Raw genomic sequence first — 13,803 nt, forward strand, 5'->3', positions numbered from 1 at the left:
GTCGGTGGATTCGCGCTCCGCGCAGCGGAAGGCTGCTGCGCGGAGGTGATCCCCGATGACCGCACGGACCCAGGCGCTCGGCGCCTACGGAGAGCGCGCCGCCGTCCGCCACCTGGAGTCGGCCGGACTGCGCATCCTCGACCGCAACTGGCGCTGCCGGGCCGGTGAGCTCGACGTCGTCGCGCTGGACCCGTTGCCGGACGGCCAGGTCCTGGCCGTGTGCGAGGTGAAGACCCGCACCGAGGGCGGTCCGCAGAGCCCGACCGAGGCCATCGACGAGGCCAAGGCGACGCGTCTGGCCGACCTCGCGGAACGCTGGCTCGCGGAGCGCTGGTCCGGGCCGCCGCCCCCGGGCGGGGTCCGCATCGACCTTCTCAGCGTGGTCCACGGCCGCCGGGGCCCGGCGCGGGTCACGCATCTGCGCGGGGCGGTGGCCTGAGATGGCCTTCGCCCGCACCGGCTCCGTCGCCCTCCTCGGCGTGGACGGCGTCGTGGTCGAGGTCCAGGCGGACATCGAGCCGGGGCTCGCCGCGTTCACCATCGTCGGCCTGCCGGACAAGGCGATCAACGAGTCCCGGGACCGGGTCCGTGCCGCCCTGGTCAACAGCGGTGAGAAGTGGCCGCTGCGCAAACTCACCGTCGGGCTCTCCCCGGCGTCGGTGCCCAAGTCGGGCTCCGGCTTCGACCTGGCCATCGCCTGCGCCGTGCTGGCCGCGTCCGAGCGGCTGAAGCCTGCCAGCATCGAGCGGCTGCTGCTCGTCGGCGAGCTCGGCCTGGACGGCCGCGCGCGCCCGGTGCGCGGCGTGCTGCCGGCCGTGCTGGCCGCCGCCGAGGCCGGGTACGCCAGGGTCGCCGTCGCCGCGGCCACCGCCGCCGAGGCGGCGCTGGTCCCCGGAGTCGAGGTGCTCGCCGTCCGCTCCTTGCGGCAGCTGATCGCGCTGCTGTGCGGCGAGCCGGAGCCGGAGGAGCCGCCCGAGCCGCTCTTCGGCTGCGGCCCCGATCCGGCCCTCGCGGGCCTCTCCCTGCCCGGCCTGGGCGTGCGCCACGTGGACGCCGCCGACGGCTGGCGCAAGGACCTCTCCGACGTGGCCGGCCAGTTCGAGGCTCGTCGCGCCCTGGAGCTGGCCGCGGCGGGCGGGCACCATCTCTTCCTCAAGGGCCCGCCCGGTGCGGGCAAGACGATGCTGGCCGAGCGACTGCCCGGCATCCTGCCGCCGCTCGGGCAGAAGGAGGCCCTGGAGGTCACCGCCATCCACTCCATCGCCGGTCTGCTCCCGGCCGGTCGGCCCCTGGTGCGGCACCCGCCGTACTGCGCGCCTCATCACAGCGCGACGATGCCCGCGATCGTCGGCGGCGGCAGCGGCCTGCCCCGGCCCGGTGCCGCGTCCCTCGCCCACCGCGGAGTCCTCTTCCTCGACGAGGCCCCGGAGTTCAGCGCCCGCGTGCTGGACGCGCTGCGGCAGCCGCTGGAGGCCGGGGAGGTGCTGGTCGCCCGCTCGGCGGGGTCGATGCGCCTGCCCGCCCGGTTCCTGCTCCTGCTCGCCGCGAACCCCTGCCCGTGCGGGCGCTGGTCCCGGCGCGGCGACGGGTGCGAGTGCACGCCGACGATGGTGACGCGCTATCAGGCGCGGCTGAGCGGTCCGCTGTTGGATCGGGTGGACCTCCGGGTCGAGGTGGACGCGGTGAGCCGCAGTGCGCTGCTGCAGCGGGACACGGCCGCCGAGTCCAGCGCGTCGGTCGCCGCGCGCGTCCTGGCGGCCCGTGAGCGCGCGGCGGCGCGGTACCGGGAGGCGCCCTGGGGGCTGAACGGCGAGGTCCCCGGCCACGAGCTGCGCACCCGCCATCCGCTCGGCCCCGACGCCCTGCGGGACGCGGAACGCGAGATGGAGCGGGGCTTCCTCACCGCGCGCGGCCTCGACCGTGTCCTGCGTGTCGCCTGGACCGCCGCCGACCTCGCCGGCGCAGACCGCCCCCACCGCGACCACGTCCGCACCGCCCTCGCCCTCCGCGGCACCGCGTTCCGCACCGCCCCAGCCCCGGACCCCTGCTTCTGATCCCTTCGTCCGTCCGTGCCGCGCCTCGTCCAGAAGCGAGGCGTCGGCACGGGGCCCGCCCCTTGCCCCTCCCTCCTCAGAACTCCCTCCTCAGACCGGAGCCCTCATGGACACCCCTCATCCCGCCCCCTCCGCTGGTGCCGACTCCGGGCAGCTCCCCGAGCGTGAGCGCGTGCTGTGGGCGGCGCTGGGGCGGGTGGTGGAGCCGGGGGACGAGCGGGCAGGGGAGCTGATCGAGGAGTGGGGGCCTCGGGAGGCGCTGGCGCGGATCGTGCGGGCGTTGCCGGGCGGGGTGGTGCCGCCCGACGGGGCGCGGGAGATCGCGCGGGGCGCGCTGATCGGGGCGCGGCTGGTGTGCCGGGGTGAGTCCGGGTGGCCGACGCAGTTGGACGACCTGGGGCCGGTGCGGCCGGTGGCCCTGTGGGTGCGCGGCGCGGCTTCGCTGCGGGTGCTGGCGGTGCGGTCGGTCGCCGTCGTCGGCGCGCGGGCCTGCACCGGCTACGGGCAGCGGCTCGCGGCGGACCTGTCGGCGAGCCTGACCGAGCGCGGCTGGACGGTCTTCTCGGGTGCGGCCTACGGGATCGACGCCGCCGCCCACCGCGGTGCCCTCGTCGTCGGCGGCCCCACCGTCGGGGTGCTCGCCTGCGGCGTGGACCAGGTCTACCCGCGCGCCAACGAGAACCTGCTGCGCCGCATCACCGAGTGCGGCGGCCTGGTGGTCAGCGAGCTGCCGCTCGGGGCCCACCCCAACCGGCCCAGGTTCCTGCAGCGCAACCGCATCATCGCCGCGCTCACCCGCGGCACGGTCGTGGTGGAGGCGGCGCGCCGCAGCGGCTCGCTGAACACCGCCCGTTGGGCGGGCGACCTGTGCCGGCAGGTGATGGCCGTGCCGGGCCCGGCCAACAGTTCGCTCTCCGCCGGCACGCACGAACTGATCCGCCGCGGCGCGGTCCTCGTCGCCGACGCGGGGGAGGTGGTCGAACAGGTCGGCGAGATCGGAACGGATCTCGTGGCCACGCCGGAGGGGCGTGAACGCCTTCGCGACGCGCTCGCTCCCGAGACTCTGCGCGTGCTCGAATCGCTCCCCGCCTCGACACGCGGCGCGAGCCCGGAAACGCTGGTCCAGCGGTGTCTGTTGGGCCCGGACGTGGTGCTGCGGCGCCTGTACGAGCTCGCCTCGCTCGGTCTGGTCGAACGTCTCGGGGCGCACTGGAGGCTGAATCCGGCGTGCAAGGCGACTTCATAGCGCTCAGAAACCGCATCGTCACGCTACGCTCGCAACCATTCCGTTGAATGGCCCAATGGATCGCCAATGGATCGTCAGAACGGCTCAAGCGACGCATGCCCAGGTACGCCAGCTCCCCTGCGGGGGAACCCCGCAGCATCCCCGGCCCGCGCACCGCGCGGGTGCGTACGGTGGACGAGCTCTGGCGTGCCTACAAGGAGTCCGGCGACCCACGCCTGCGCGAGCAGCTGATCCTGCACTACTCGCCGCTGGTGAAGTACGTGGCCGGGCGTGTGGGGGTGGGCCTGCCGGCCAACGTGGAGCAGGCGGACTTCGTCTCCTCCGGGATCTTCGGCCTGATCGACGCGATCGAGAAGTTCGACCCCGAGCGGGCGATCAAGTTCGAGACGTACGCGATCAGTCGGATCCGCGGCGCGATCATCGACGAACTGCGCGCGCTCGACTGGATCCCGCGCTCCATCCGGCAGAAGGCGCGCGCGGTGGAACGTGCCTACGCGACGCTGGAGGTGAGCCTGCGCCGCACGCCCGGCGACTCGGAGGTCGCGGCGGCGATGGGCATCGCGATCGAGGAGCTCCACGGCATCTTCAGCCAGCTCTCGCTGGCCAACGTCGTCGCCCTCGACGAGTTGCTGCACACGTCGGGGGAGAGCGGCGAGGCGCGCGGCAGCCTGGTCGACACGCTGGTCGACACCGCGGCGGACGACCCGGAGGAGGTCGCCGAGACCCGCGAGGTCCGCAGGCTGCTGGCGCGGGCGATCAACACACTCCCGGAGCGGGAGAAGACGGTGGTGAGCCTGTACTACTACGAGGGGTTCACCCTTGCCGAGATCGGCAACGTGCTCGGGGTGACCGAGAGCCGGGTGAGCCAGATCCACACGAAGGCCGTCCTCCAGCTGCGGGCGAAACTCTCCGACGCCCGGTAGGGCCCCTGGGGGATATGCGGCGGCTCGTCCCAGTAACCTGAACGACGTGCCGAGAATCCGAGCCGCCTCCGTCGCCGAGCACCGCAAGCTGCAGCACGACGCGCTGCTCGCCGCCGCACGCGAGCTGCTGGCGGAGGGCGGGACGGAGGCGCTGACCTTCCCCAACCTCGCCTCCCGGACCGGGCTGGCCCGCTCCTCGGTCTACGAGTACTTCAAGTCCCGCGGCGCGGTCGTGGAGGCGCTGTGCGCCGTCGACCTGCCGGTGTGGGCCGCCGAGGTCGCCGACGCGGTGCGCGCCGAGCGCACGCCCCGGGCGCGCGTGGAGGCCTACGTGCGGGCGCAGCTCGCACTCGTGGGGGACGCCCGGCACCGCGCGCTCGCGGCCCTGTCCGCGCTGGAGCTGGACGCCGCCGCGCGCGAGCGCATCCGCGCCGCGCACGGGCTGCTGGTGGGCCCGCTCGTCGCCGCCCTGACCGAGCTCGGGCATCCGCGTCCGGCGCTCGCCGCACAGCTGCTCCAGGGCACGGTGGAGGCGGCCGCCCGGCGGCTGGAGATCTGCGAGGCGGCCGACGAGTCGCCCGTGACGGTGGTGGACGCGGCGGTCGCCCTGCTGCTGGACGGAGTCAGCGGGAGCAGCCGCGCCTGACCGGGGGCGACCAGGGCCAGCGGATCGAGGTAGTGCCGGCCACGCAGCAGCCCCCAGTGCAGGCAGCTGACCGGGCAGTGCCCGCCCCTCCCGGCCAGCGTGCCGAGCACGCTGCCCGCGCCCACCGCCTCGCCGACCGCGACCTTGGCCTCCACCGGCTCGAAGGTCGTCCGCAGTGGTGGCGAGCCGGTGCCGGACAGTTCCACCGCGACGACCGGCTTGCCCGCGATCACCCCGACGTAGGAGACGACTCCGGTCCGCACCGAGCGGACGGGCGCGCCGACGGCCGCTGCCAGGTCCACACCGCGGTGCCCGGCCGCCCAGCGCACCGCGGGCGGGGCGAACCGGCGCAGCACGTCCGCGAGCGTCCCGCCCGTCGGCAGCGGCCGCACCAGCACCTCGGACGGCCCGGTGGCGTGCGCCCGGCCCGGCGGGCCGAGCGCGGCGGCGGCCAGCCAGAGCAGCAGCCCGAGCACCAGCAGCAGCCGGCGTCCGCCCGGGAGCGGCGGCAGCGGCGGAGGGGGAGCGGGAGCGACCGTGGTGTGCGTCATGCCCGCAGCGTCCCGCGCCGCCCGGACAACACCGGTCCCGGCCGCCGAAGTTGTGGACAACCTGGGCCCTGTGGAAAACCGCGTCACCCCTGAGGGTGAGCCCCTGCGACCTGGCGCGGTCGCCCGCTGTCCGGCGCGTCCCGTACACTTCTTTCGCGACCCGGCGTGCCGGGTCGACTTCGCACGCCCCCGCGCCGGTCCTCCGGCGCAGTGCCGCTCGGTCCTCGGTCAGCCCCTCGCGGGGAGCCCAGGAACCGGCACGCAGCAGGGCGTCAGGCGCCACGGCCACCGGCCGCGGCGGAACAACCGAGCAAACTCAAGGAGCACGGCCATGGCCGTCGTCACGATGCGGGAGCTGCTGGAGAGCGGCGTCCACTTCGGTCACCAGACCCGTCGTTGGAACCCGAAGATGAAGCGCTTCATCTTCACGGAGCGCAACGGCATCTACATCATCGACCTGCTGCAGTCGCTGAACTACATCGACCGCGCGTACGAGTTCGTCAAGGAGACGGTCGCCCACGGCGGCTCCGTCCTCTTCGTCGGCACCAAGAAGCAGGCCCAGGAGGCCATTGCCGAGCAGGCCGGTCGCGTGGGCATGCCCTACGTCAACCAGCGCTGGCTCGGCGGCATGCTGACCAACTTCTCCACCGTCTACAAGCGTCTGCAGCGCCTCAAGGAGCTCAGCGAGATCGACTTCACGGATGTGGCCGGCTCCGGTCTCACCAAGAAGGAGCTCCTCGTCCTCCAGCGCGAGTACGAGAAGCTGGAGAAGACGCTCGGCGGTATCCGCGACATGCAGCGCGTGCCGTCCGCGGTGTGGATCGTCGACACCAAGAAGGAGCACATCGCCGTCGGCGAGGCTCGCAAGCTGAACATCCCGGTCGTCGCGATCCTCGACACCAACTGCGACCCCGACGAGGTCGACTACAAGATCCCGGGTAACGACGACGCCATCCGCTCGGTCACCCTGCTGACCCGCGTGGTTGCCGACGCCGTCGCCGAGGGCCTGATCGCCCGTTCCGGTGCCGCCAAGGCCGACGCCAAGCCGGCCGAGTCGGGTGCCGACCAGCCGCTGGCCGAGTGGGAGCTCGAGCAGCTCGCCGGCGCCGAGAAGAAGGCCGAGGAGGCCGAGGCCCCCGCCGCCGAGGCCGAGGTCCAGACCTCCGCCGAGACCGAGAAGGTCGCCGACGCCGAGGCTGCCGAGGCCCCCGAGGCCGCGGCCGAGGCCGAGCAGGCCTGAACCGCCTGACTGCTTGACCGTGGGAGGGGTACGGCGGCAACCGCCGACGTACCCCTTCCGTGTGTCGAGCGCCCGCGATTCTTCGCTCACTTCACAAGACAACGCGAGAAGAGACTCAGGAACCATGGCGAACTTTTCCGCCGCGGACGTCAAGAAGCTCCGCGAGCTCACCGGCGCCGGGATGATGGACTGCAAGAAGGCCCTGGACGAGAGCGAGGGCGACGTCGAGAAGGCGGTCGAGCTGCTCCGCATCAAGGGCCAGAAGGGTGTCGCCAAGCGTGAGGGCCGCGACGCCTCCAACGGCGCCGTCGTCTCCCTCATCGAGGGCACCTCGGGCGTCCTGGTCGAGCTGAACTGCGAGACCGACTTCGTCGCCAAGGGTGACCGCTTCGTGGCCGTCGCCAACGAGCTGGCCGCCTTCGTCGCCAAGACCTCCCCGGCCGACATCGACGCCGCGCTGGCCTCCGAGATCGAGCCCGGCAAGACCGTCCAGCAGTTCGTGGACGAGGCCAACGCGGGCCTGGGCGAGAAGATCGTCTTCCGTCGCTTCGCCCAGTTCAACGACGGCAACTACGTCAACGTCTACATGCACCGCACCGACCCGGACCTGCCGCCGGCCATCGGCGTCATGGTCGAGCTGGACGGCGAGAACGAGGACGTCGCCAAGGGCGTCGCCCAGCACATCGCCGCCTTCGGCCCGAACTTCCTCTCCCGTGAGGAGATCCCGGCCGAGGTGCTCGACAACGAGCGCCGCATCGCCGAGGCCACCGCGCGCGAGGAGGGCAAGCCCGAGGCTGCCCTGCCGAAGATCGTCGAGGGTCGCGTCACCGGCTTCGTCAAGGAGAACGCCGTTCTCGAGCAGGCCTACGCCCGCGACAACAAGAAGACCGTTCAGCAGGTGCTGAACGAGGCCGGCGTCAAGCTGGTCCGCTTCGTCCGCTTCCGCGTCGGCGCCTGATCCTCGGATCGAGCAGCGGGGTCGGCCTCGGCCAGCCCCTACGATGTGAGTCGTGAGAACGACGAGGAGGCCACTGCCCTGCGGGTGACCTAACAGGTTCCGGCGGCAGTGGCCTCTTTCTCATACCCCCTGTCTTTCTCATAGGTGCAGCCCTGATCCGGGGTATGCGCACCACCAGTGCACCACCCAGTTGTGCTTCACAAGGAGGAGCCGATGCAGATGACCGCTGACGAGGGCACCACGCGTCGCCGCGTACTGCTCAAGCTTTCCGGCGAGGCGTTCGCCGGTGGCGGCGGCCTCGGCGTGGACCCGGACGTGGTGCACGCGATCGCGCGCGAGATCGCGACCGTGGTGCGTGGCGGCACCGAGGTGGCCGTGGTCATCGGCGGCGGAAACTTCTTCCGCGGTGCCGAACTCCAGCAGCGCGGCATGGACCGGGCCCGCTCGGACTACATGGGCATGCTCGGCACCGTGATGAACTCCCTCGCGCTGCAGGACTTCCTGAACAAGGAGGGCATCGAGACGCGGGTGCAGACCGCGATCACGATGGGCCAGGTCGCCGAGCCCTACCTGCCGCTGCGCGCCGTGCGCCACCTGGAGAAGGGCCGCGTCGTGATCTTCGGCGCCGGTATGGGCATGCCCTACTTCTCCACCGACACCACGGCCGTTCAGCGCGCGCTGGAGATCCACGCCGAGGTGCTGCTCATGGGCAAGAACGGTGTCGACGGCGTCTACGACTCGGACCCGCGGACCAACCCGGACGCCGTCAAGTTCGACGCCCTGGAATACTCCGAGGTGATCGCCCGGGATCTCAAGGTCGCCGATCTGACCGCGATCACGCTGTGCAAGGACAACAACCTGCCGATCCGCGTCTTCGAGCTGCTCAGGGAGGGCAATATCGCCCGGGCGGTTCGCAATGAGAAGATCGGAACGCTGATCAGCACGGACGCGCCCACCGCCTGAGGCGCCCGCCGCCGCGCGCTGCCCGCGCGCGGGGGATGGACAACCGGGTGGTCCTCGGCAAACGTGCCCGGTAGAAGCGATGTAGTTCCAGCAGTTCGAGACCGGGTCGCCCCGGACAGGAGCAGATTGTGATCGAAGAGACCCTCCTCGAGGCCGAGGAGAAGATGGAGAAGGCCGTCAGCGTCGCCAAGGACGACTTCGCCGCGATCCGCACCGGCCGTGCGCACCCCGCGATGTTCGCGAAGATCGTCGCCGAGTACTACGGCACGATGACTCCGATCAACCAGCTCGCGTCCTTCTCGGTGCCGGAGCCCCGGATGGCGGTCATCTCGCCGTTCGACAAGAGCTCGCTGCGGGTCATCGAGGAGGCCATCCGCAACTCGGACCTCGGCGTCAACCCGAGCAACGACGGCTCCATCATCCGCGTGAACTTCCCGCAGCTCACCGAGGAGCGGCGCAAGGAGTACATCAAGGTCGCCCGCACCAAGGCGGAGGACTGCAAGATCTCCATCCGCAACGTGCGTCGCAAGGCCAAGGACACGCTCGACAAGCTCGTCAAGGACGGCGAGGCGGGCGAGGACGAGGTGCGCCGCGCCGAGAAGGAGCTCGACGACGTCACCGGCCGCTACGTCGCCCAGGTGGACGAGCTGCTCAAGCACAAGGAAGCCGAGCTGCTCGAGGTCTGATGAACGACGATTCCTTCTGGGGGCCGACTCTTGGAGACAAGGGTGCCGGGGCCCGCGCACAGGGCCACGGACTGCCACCGGAGGGAACGGCGCCGGACGGAACGGCGCCGCTCGGTGACGACCAGGCCACCACGCTGCTGCCGCCCGTGATCTCCCACGGGCCGGCAGCGGGGCCTGCCCAGCCTCCGTACGGCTCCTCGCAGCAGCCGGGCCACGGCGGTGATCCGGGCTACGGGCACCAGCCGGGGTACGGGCAGCAGTCCGGCCACGGCCAGCAGTCCGGTCACGGGCAGCAGCCCGGGTACGGACAGCAGCCCCTCGGTCTGCACGGCGACCCGGCCATGGCGCACACTCAGTACATGCCTCCCGTCCCGCCGGCCCCCGAGCAGCAGCCCGGCGGCCCGGCCAAGGCCGCGTCCGACGCCGCCGCACCGCAGACCCCGGCGCCGGCCAAGGCCGCACCCAAGGGCGGCCGCGACCTGCGGGCCGCGGTCGGCGTGGGCCTCGGCCTCGGCGCGGTCATCCTGGCCTCGCTCTTCGTGGTCAAGTGGCTCTTCGTCGGTGTGGTCGTGGCGGCGGTCAGCGTCGGCATGTGGGAGCTGACCAGCAGGCTCACGGAGGCCAAGGGCATCCGCGTCCCGCTGGTCCCGCTGCTGGTCGGCGGCGCGGCGATGCAGGTCGCCGCGTACCTCGGCGGCCCGGAGGCCGCGGTGGTGGCGCTTGCCCTGACCAGCCTCGCGGTCCTGGTCTGGCGGATGACGGAGCCGCCGGAGAACTACCTGCGGGACGTGACGGCCGGGATCTTCACGGCCTTCTACGTCCCCTTCCTGGCGACCTTCGTGATGCTGATGCTGGCGGCGCACGACGGTCCGCAGCGGGTGGTCCTCTTCCTGGTGCTCACCATCTGCAGCGACACCGGCGCCTACGCGGCGGGCTCGCGCTTCGGCAGGCACAAGCTCGCCCCGCGGATCAGCCCCGGCAAGACCCGCGAGGGCCTGGCCGGTGGCGTGCTGCTGTGCATGATCGCCGGCGCGGCGGGCATGCAGCTGATGATCACCGGCGGCAGCTGGTGGCAGGGCCTGGTCCTCGGGGCGTGCGTCGCGATCTCGGCCACCCTGGGCGACCTCGGTGAGTCGATGATCAAGCGGGATCTCGGCATCAAGGACATGGGCACGCTGCTCCCGGGCCACGGCGGCATCATGGACCGCCTCGACTCGCTGCTGCCCACCGCACCGGTGGTCTGGCTGGTCCTGGTCGGCTTCGTCGGCGCCGGCTGAGCCCCGCCGCACGCACCCCCACCGCAGGCCCCGCCCCCTCGGGCGGGGCCTGCGGTGTTTCCCGGTTCCGTTTTCTGCCACAACTCTTGACCGGTGTCCGTGGCGGCTCTACGTTCCTCCCGGCTCGCACGCGCGGGCGAGGACACCGAGGGGGATCCGTGAACTGGTATGTCGCAGTGCTCAAGAACTACGTGGGCTTCACCGGCCGGGCCGGGCGCCAGGAGTTCTGGATGTTCGTCCTGTTCAACATCGTGATCGACATCGTGCTGTCGATCGTCGACCTGGCCATCAACTCCCAGCTTCTGGCCGGCCTCTACGGCCTGGCCGTGCTGCTGCCCTCGCTGGCCGTCGCGGTCCGCCGCCTCCACGACACCGGCCGCTCCGGCTGGTGGATCCTGATCGGCATCATCCCGATCATCGGCTGGATCGTCCTGATCGTCTTCTACGCCGCCGAGGGCCAGCCCAACGCCAACCAGTTCGGCCCGACCCCGCGCCGCACCCCGGTCGAGGCCTGATCCTCGCCCACCCCGCAGGCCCCGTCCGAGGAGGGCGGGGCCTGCGGCATGCCGCGGGACATTCAGCAAACCCGGACCGCGGCAACCGGGAGCGTCGCACCGCCCCCAGAGCTGCCCCCCCAGGGAACGGGTCCCTGATCTGAGACACTGGGTGAATCATGCCTAAGCCACTCCCCGGTGAACTCACCTTTGTCGCGCCTCGCGGGGCCAAGCCGCCGCGTCACCTCGCCGACCTGTCCGCAGCCGAGCGGAAGGAGGCGATCGTCGCGCTGGGCGAGAAGCCGTTCCGCGCCGACCAGCTGTCGCGTCAGTACTTCGGGCGCCTCGCCGCGCGCCCGGAGGAGTGGACGGACATTCCCGCCGCGTCGCGCGACAAGCTCGCCGAGGCGATGCTGCCGCAACTGATGACGGAGGTGCGGCACGTCTCCTGCGACGACGACACCACCCGCAAGACGCTGTGGAAGCTCTTCGACGGCGTGCTGGTCGAGTCGGTGCTGATGAAGTACCCCGACCGGGTGACGATGTGCATCAGCTCGCAGGCCGGCTGCGGCATGAACTGCCCCTTCTGCGCCACCGGCCAGGCCGGGCTCACCCGCAACCTCTCCACCGCGGAGATCGTCGAGCAGATCGCCGCGGGCATGCGCGCGATCAAGGCCGGCGACTTCGGCGGCGCGCAGCCCGGCGAGGACGGCGAGGCGCGGGCCGTCCGGCTGTCCAACGTCGTGTTCATGGGCATGGGCGAGCCGCTCGCCAACTACAAGCGCGTCATCGCGGCCATCCACCGTCTCACCGACCCCGCTCCCGCCGGCTTCGGGTTGTCGCAGCGCGGCATCACCGTCTCCACGGTCGGCCTCGTCCCCGCGATCAACAAGCTCGCGGAGGAGGGCCTGAGCGTCCGTCTCGCGGTCTCCCTGCACGCACCGGACGACGAGCTGCGCAACGAGCTGGTGCCGGTCAACACCCGCTGGAACGTCGCCGAGGTCCTGGACGCGGCGTGGGACTACGCGGCGCAGTCCAGCCGCCGGGTCTCCATCGAGTACGCGCTGATCAAGGACATCAACGACCAGGCGTGGCGCGCGGACCTGCTGGGCCGCCTGCTGAAGAACCGCAACGCCCACGTCAACCTGATCCCGCTGAACCCCACCCCGGGCTCCAAGTGGACGGCCTCCCGCCCGGAGGACGAGCGCGAGTTCGTCCGCCGCCTCCAGTCCCACGGCGTCCCCGTCACCGTCCGCGACACCCGCGGCCAGGAGATCGACGGCGCCTGCGGCCAGCTGGCCGCCGCGGGCTGAGCGCGTTCGCCGTCACTCGTCGATGGAGCGCCCGGCCGGCGTGGTGACGGCGACGACCTGGCCGCCATGAGCCTCGCGTGCGTTCACGGGCGCCGCCCAGGCACGGGAGGCGCCGCGCACCAGCGGGTCTCAGACCCGCAGCAGCGCCGCGCGCAGCGCCAGGGGCGGGTGGGTGAGCCACCCCAGCGTGGTGCGCCGGAGGCGGGCGCGCGGGGACGGGTCGTCGTGGTGGAGTGCCCGGTGGAGTCGGATCCAGTCGGTGGCCGCGTCGTGACCGGCCCAGCGAAGGGCCTTGGCGTCGCAGGCGAGCTCGGAGATCCAGCAGGTGGCGGTCCACAGCAGCAGCCCGCCGCCGACGAGGACGCCCGCGGCCGCGAGGGAGCCGCTGGCAGGGGCCAGCCAGATCAGGGTCACCAGGAGTGTCGCCGCCACCCGGCGGATACGGGGGTCGTTGCGCAGGAGGTGGGACACCTCGTGGCGGGACACGAAGGCCAGCGCCTTCGGGCGGGCCAGATGGGCCTGGGCGATCACGATGTAGGCGCGGTGTCCGGCCCGGCTGCAGCGGCTGCGCACCTTCTGACCCTCGCGGTACAGGTGAACCTCGGTCATGCCGTAGTCGGCGAGCAGCAGGGGCAGCTCGGGTGGCAGCGTGGCGGGCTGCGTCGGCGCGGCGCGTCGGCGCTCTGCCATGCGGTCGAAGGCGCGCTGCGTGCGGAGCGTGCCGAGCGCCACGGAGACCGGCGGGGCGGCGACGGCCGCCGCGATCAGCGGGGCCTCGCCCAGAATGCCCTGCCCGATCCGGATGCCCACGAAGGCGCAGGCCGCGTAGGCGAGCAGGAGCACGGCCAGCGTGCGGGTCACGGTGCCGCGCCGGGGGAGGGCTCCCGCAGGAGGCCCCTGGTCCGGTAACGAGGTCGGCCCGGCCGCGGCAGGGAGATCGGTGGTGGCGAGGGTGGTGCGCGCCTGCTCGGCGACGCGATCGGCGTCCACGCCGTTGGCCCGGAGGGTCCGGCGGGCCTGGCCGTCCGGCGCCGCCAGCACGCCGAGCAGCAGGTGCAGGGGAGCGATCACGTTGTGCCCGGCCGCCAGCGAGGCGCGCAGGGTGTCCAGCAGCGACTGCTTGGCCTCGTCCGTGAACGGGATGTTCCCGGCCGGCCCGGGTGGGCCCGCGACGTGCAGTGTCTCCGCGCGCAGCCTGGCGGCCCGGAGCACCCGCGTCGCCGGCTCGTCACCGGGGAGGAGCAGGATCCCGCCGAGCAGGTCACTGCTCTCGATCCGGTCGCTGCCGCGTCGTCGTGCCGACTCCTGGGCCAGCACGACGACCTGTCGCGCACCTGACGTGAACCGATCGAACACCATTCCCCCCATGGCTGCGGTGAGCGGCTCATGGTGGCACGGCGGTCCGGAGTGGGACGTCCCCTTGCGAGTGAACAGGTGGTGAGTTCACGGCGC

The 13,803-nt window shown here is 72.4% G+C and carries 13 protein-coding genes and 1 pseudogene; 12 read left to right on the plus strand and 2 right to left on the minus strand.

All coding sequences use genetic code 11. The features are described from left to right. Positions 1-55 precede the first annotated feature (55 nt). The 5 genes from BMY61_RS35660 (at position 56) to BMY61_RS35680 (ending at position 4,869) form a co-directional block, all read left to right on the plus strand. On the plus strand, positions 56-439 hold the full coding sequence (locus BMY61_RS35660; RefSeq protein WP_042453952.1) for a YraN family protein: 384 nt from the start codon (positions 56-58) through the stop codon (positions 437-439). Between the two features lies 1 nt (position 440). Further along, positions 441-2,054 (plus strand): YifB family Mg chelatase-like AAA ATPase, encoded by a 1,614-nt coding sequence (locus tag BMY61_RS35665; protein WP_042453951.1) that lies wholly within the window; start codon positions 441-443, stop codon positions 2,052-2,054. Positions 2,055-2,160: 106 nt separating this feature from the next. Next, on the plus strand, positions 2,161-3,300 hold the full coding sequence (dprA, locus tag BMY61_RS35670; RefSeq protein WP_042453949.1) for a DNA-processing protein DprA: 1,140 nt from the start codon (positions 2,161-2,163) through the stop codon (positions 3,298-3,300). A 95-nt stretch (positions 3,301-3,395) separates the two neighbouring features. Beyond that, the gene (gene whiG / locus BMY61_RS35675) at positions 3,396-4,223 is read left to right on the plus strand and encodes an RNA polymerase sigma factor WhiG (RefSeq protein ID WP_042453946.1); all 828 of its coding nucleotides are present in this window, start codon (positions 3,396-3,398) and stop codon (positions 4,221-4,223) included. Positions 4,224-4,269: 46 nt separating this feature from the next. Then, on the plus strand, positions 4,270-4,869 hold the full coding sequence (locus BMY61_RS35680) for a TetR/AcrR family transcriptional regulator (protein ID WP_082015355.1): 600 nt from the start codon (positions 4,270-4,272) through the stop codon (positions 4,867-4,869). A gap of 80 nt (positions 4,870-4,949) precedes the next feature. On the opposite strand, the pseudogene BMY61_RS35685 reads toward BMY61_RS35680, so the two are convergent. Next, positions 4,950-5,420 (minus strand): annotated as a pseudogene (locus BMY61_RS35685) (peptidoglycan DD-metalloendopeptidase family protein); the annotation flags it as partial. 331 nt (positions 5,421-5,751) lie between these two features. Between BMY61_RS35685 and rpsB the strand changes: the two are divergent. The 7 genes from rpsB to rlmN all read left to right on the plus strand — a co-directional run bounded on the left by rpsB (position 5,752) and on the right by rlmN (position 12,351). After that, positions 5,752-6,660 carry a 30S ribosomal protein S2 gene (rpsB, locus tag BMY61_RS35690; protein WP_042453944.1) on the plus strand — a complete coding sequence of 303 codons (909 nt, stop codon included), beginning with the start codon at positions 5,752-5,754 and terminating at the stop codon, positions 6,658-6,660. 124 nt (positions 6,661-6,784) lie between these two features. Further along, positions 6,785-7,618, plus strand: coding sequence for a translation elongation factor Ts (gene tsf / locus BMY61_RS35695; protein ID WP_042453942.1), 834 nt, complete (start codon positions 6,785-6,787; stop codon positions 7,616-7,618). A gap of 213 nt (positions 7,619-7,831) precedes the next feature. Continuing rightward, positions 7,832-8,581, plus strand: a complete 750-nt coding sequence (gene pyrH / locus BMY61_RS35700) for a UMP kinase (RefSeq protein ID WP_042453940.1) — start codon at positions 7,832-7,834, stop codon at positions 8,579-8,581. A 128-nt stretch (positions 8,582-8,709) separates the two neighbouring features. Then, positions 8,710-9,267: a ribosome recycling factor gene (frr, locus tag BMY61_RS35705; RefSeq protein WP_042453938.1), complete on the plus strand. Its 558-nt coding sequence runs from the start codon at positions 8,710-8,712 to the stop codon at positions 9,265-9,267. Then, positions 9,267-10,544 (plus strand): phosphatidate cytidylyltransferase, encoded by a 1,278-nt coding sequence (locus BMY61_RS35710; protein ID WP_042453937.1) that lies wholly within the window; start codon positions 9,267-9,269, stop codon positions 10,542-10,544. Before frr ends, BMY61_RS35710 begins: the two co-directional genes overlap by 1 nt. A gap of 158 nt (positions 10,545-10,702) precedes the next feature. Next, positions 10,703-11,059 (plus strand): DUF805 domain-containing protein, encoded by a 357-nt coding sequence (locus tag BMY61_RS35715; RefSeq protein ID WP_042453935.1) that lies wholly within the window; start codon positions 10,703-10,705, stop codon positions 11,057-11,059. A gap of 158 nt (positions 11,060-11,217) precedes the next feature. After that, positions 11,218-12,351, plus strand: coding sequence for a dual-specificity RNA methyltransferase RlmN (gene rlmN / locus BMY61_RS35720; protein WP_042453933.1), 1,134 nt, complete (start codon positions 11,218-11,220; stop codon positions 12,349-12,351). Between the two features lie 129 nt (positions 12,352-12,480). Here rlmN and BMY61_RS35725 read toward each other — a convergent pair whose 3' ends face one another. Then, on the minus strand, positions 12,481-13,710 hold the full coding sequence (locus tag BMY61_RS35725; protein ID WP_042453931.1) for a Clp protease N-terminal domain-containing protein: 1,230 nt from the start codon (positions 13,708-13,710) through the stop codon (positions 12,481-12,483). Positions 13,711-13,803: the final 93 nt, after the last annotated feature.

The organism is Streptacidiphilus jiangxiensis (assembly GCF_900109465.1).
In the GTDB taxonomy this organism is placed as follows: Bacteria; Actinomycetota; Actinomycetes; order Streptomycetales; family Streptomycetaceae; genus Streptacidiphilus; species Streptacidiphilus jiangxiensis.

Excerpts from the sequence above, each read along its gene's own strand:
- pyrH (WP_042453940.1), top strand. The coding sequence starts at position 7,832 with ATGCAGATGACCGCTGACGAGGGCACCACGCGTCGCCGCGTACTGCTC.
- BMY61_RS35710 (WP_042453937.1), top strand. The coding sequence starts at position 9,267 with ATGAACGACGATTCCTTCTGGGGGCCGACTCTTGGAGACAAGGGTGCC.
- tsf (WP_042453942.1), top strand. The coding sequence starts at position 6,785 with ATGGCGAACTTTTCCGCCGCGGACGTCAAGAAGCTCCGCGAGCTCACC.
- dprA (WP_042453949.1), top strand. The coding sequence starts at position 2,161 with ATGGACACCCCTCATCCCGCCCCCTCCGCTGGTGCCGACTCCGGGCAG.
- BMY61_RS35660 (WP_042453952.1), top strand. The coding sequence starts at position 56 with ATGACCGCACGGACCCAGGCGCTCGGCGCCTACGGAGAGCGCGCCGCC.
- rpsB (WP_042453944.1), top strand. The coding sequence starts at position 5,752 with ATGGCCGTCGTCACGATGCGGGAGCTGCTGGAGAGCGGCGTCCACTTC.
- BMY61_RS35665 (WP_042453951.1), top strand. The coding sequence starts at position 441 with ATGGCCTTCGCCCGCACCGGCTCCGTCGCCCTCCTCGGCGTGGACGGC.
- rlmN (WP_042453933.1), top strand. The coding sequence starts at position 11,218 with ATGCCTAAGCCACTCCCCGGTGAACTCACCTTTGTCGCGCCTCGCGGG.
- BMY61_RS35725 (WP_042453931.1), bottom strand. The coding sequence starts at position 13,710 with ATGGTGTTCGATCGGTTCACGTCAGGTGCGCGACAGGTCGTCGTGCTG.
- whiG (WP_042453946.1), top strand. The coding sequence starts at position 3,396 with ATGCCCAGGTACGCCAGCTCCCCTGCGGGGGAACCCCGCAGCATCCCC.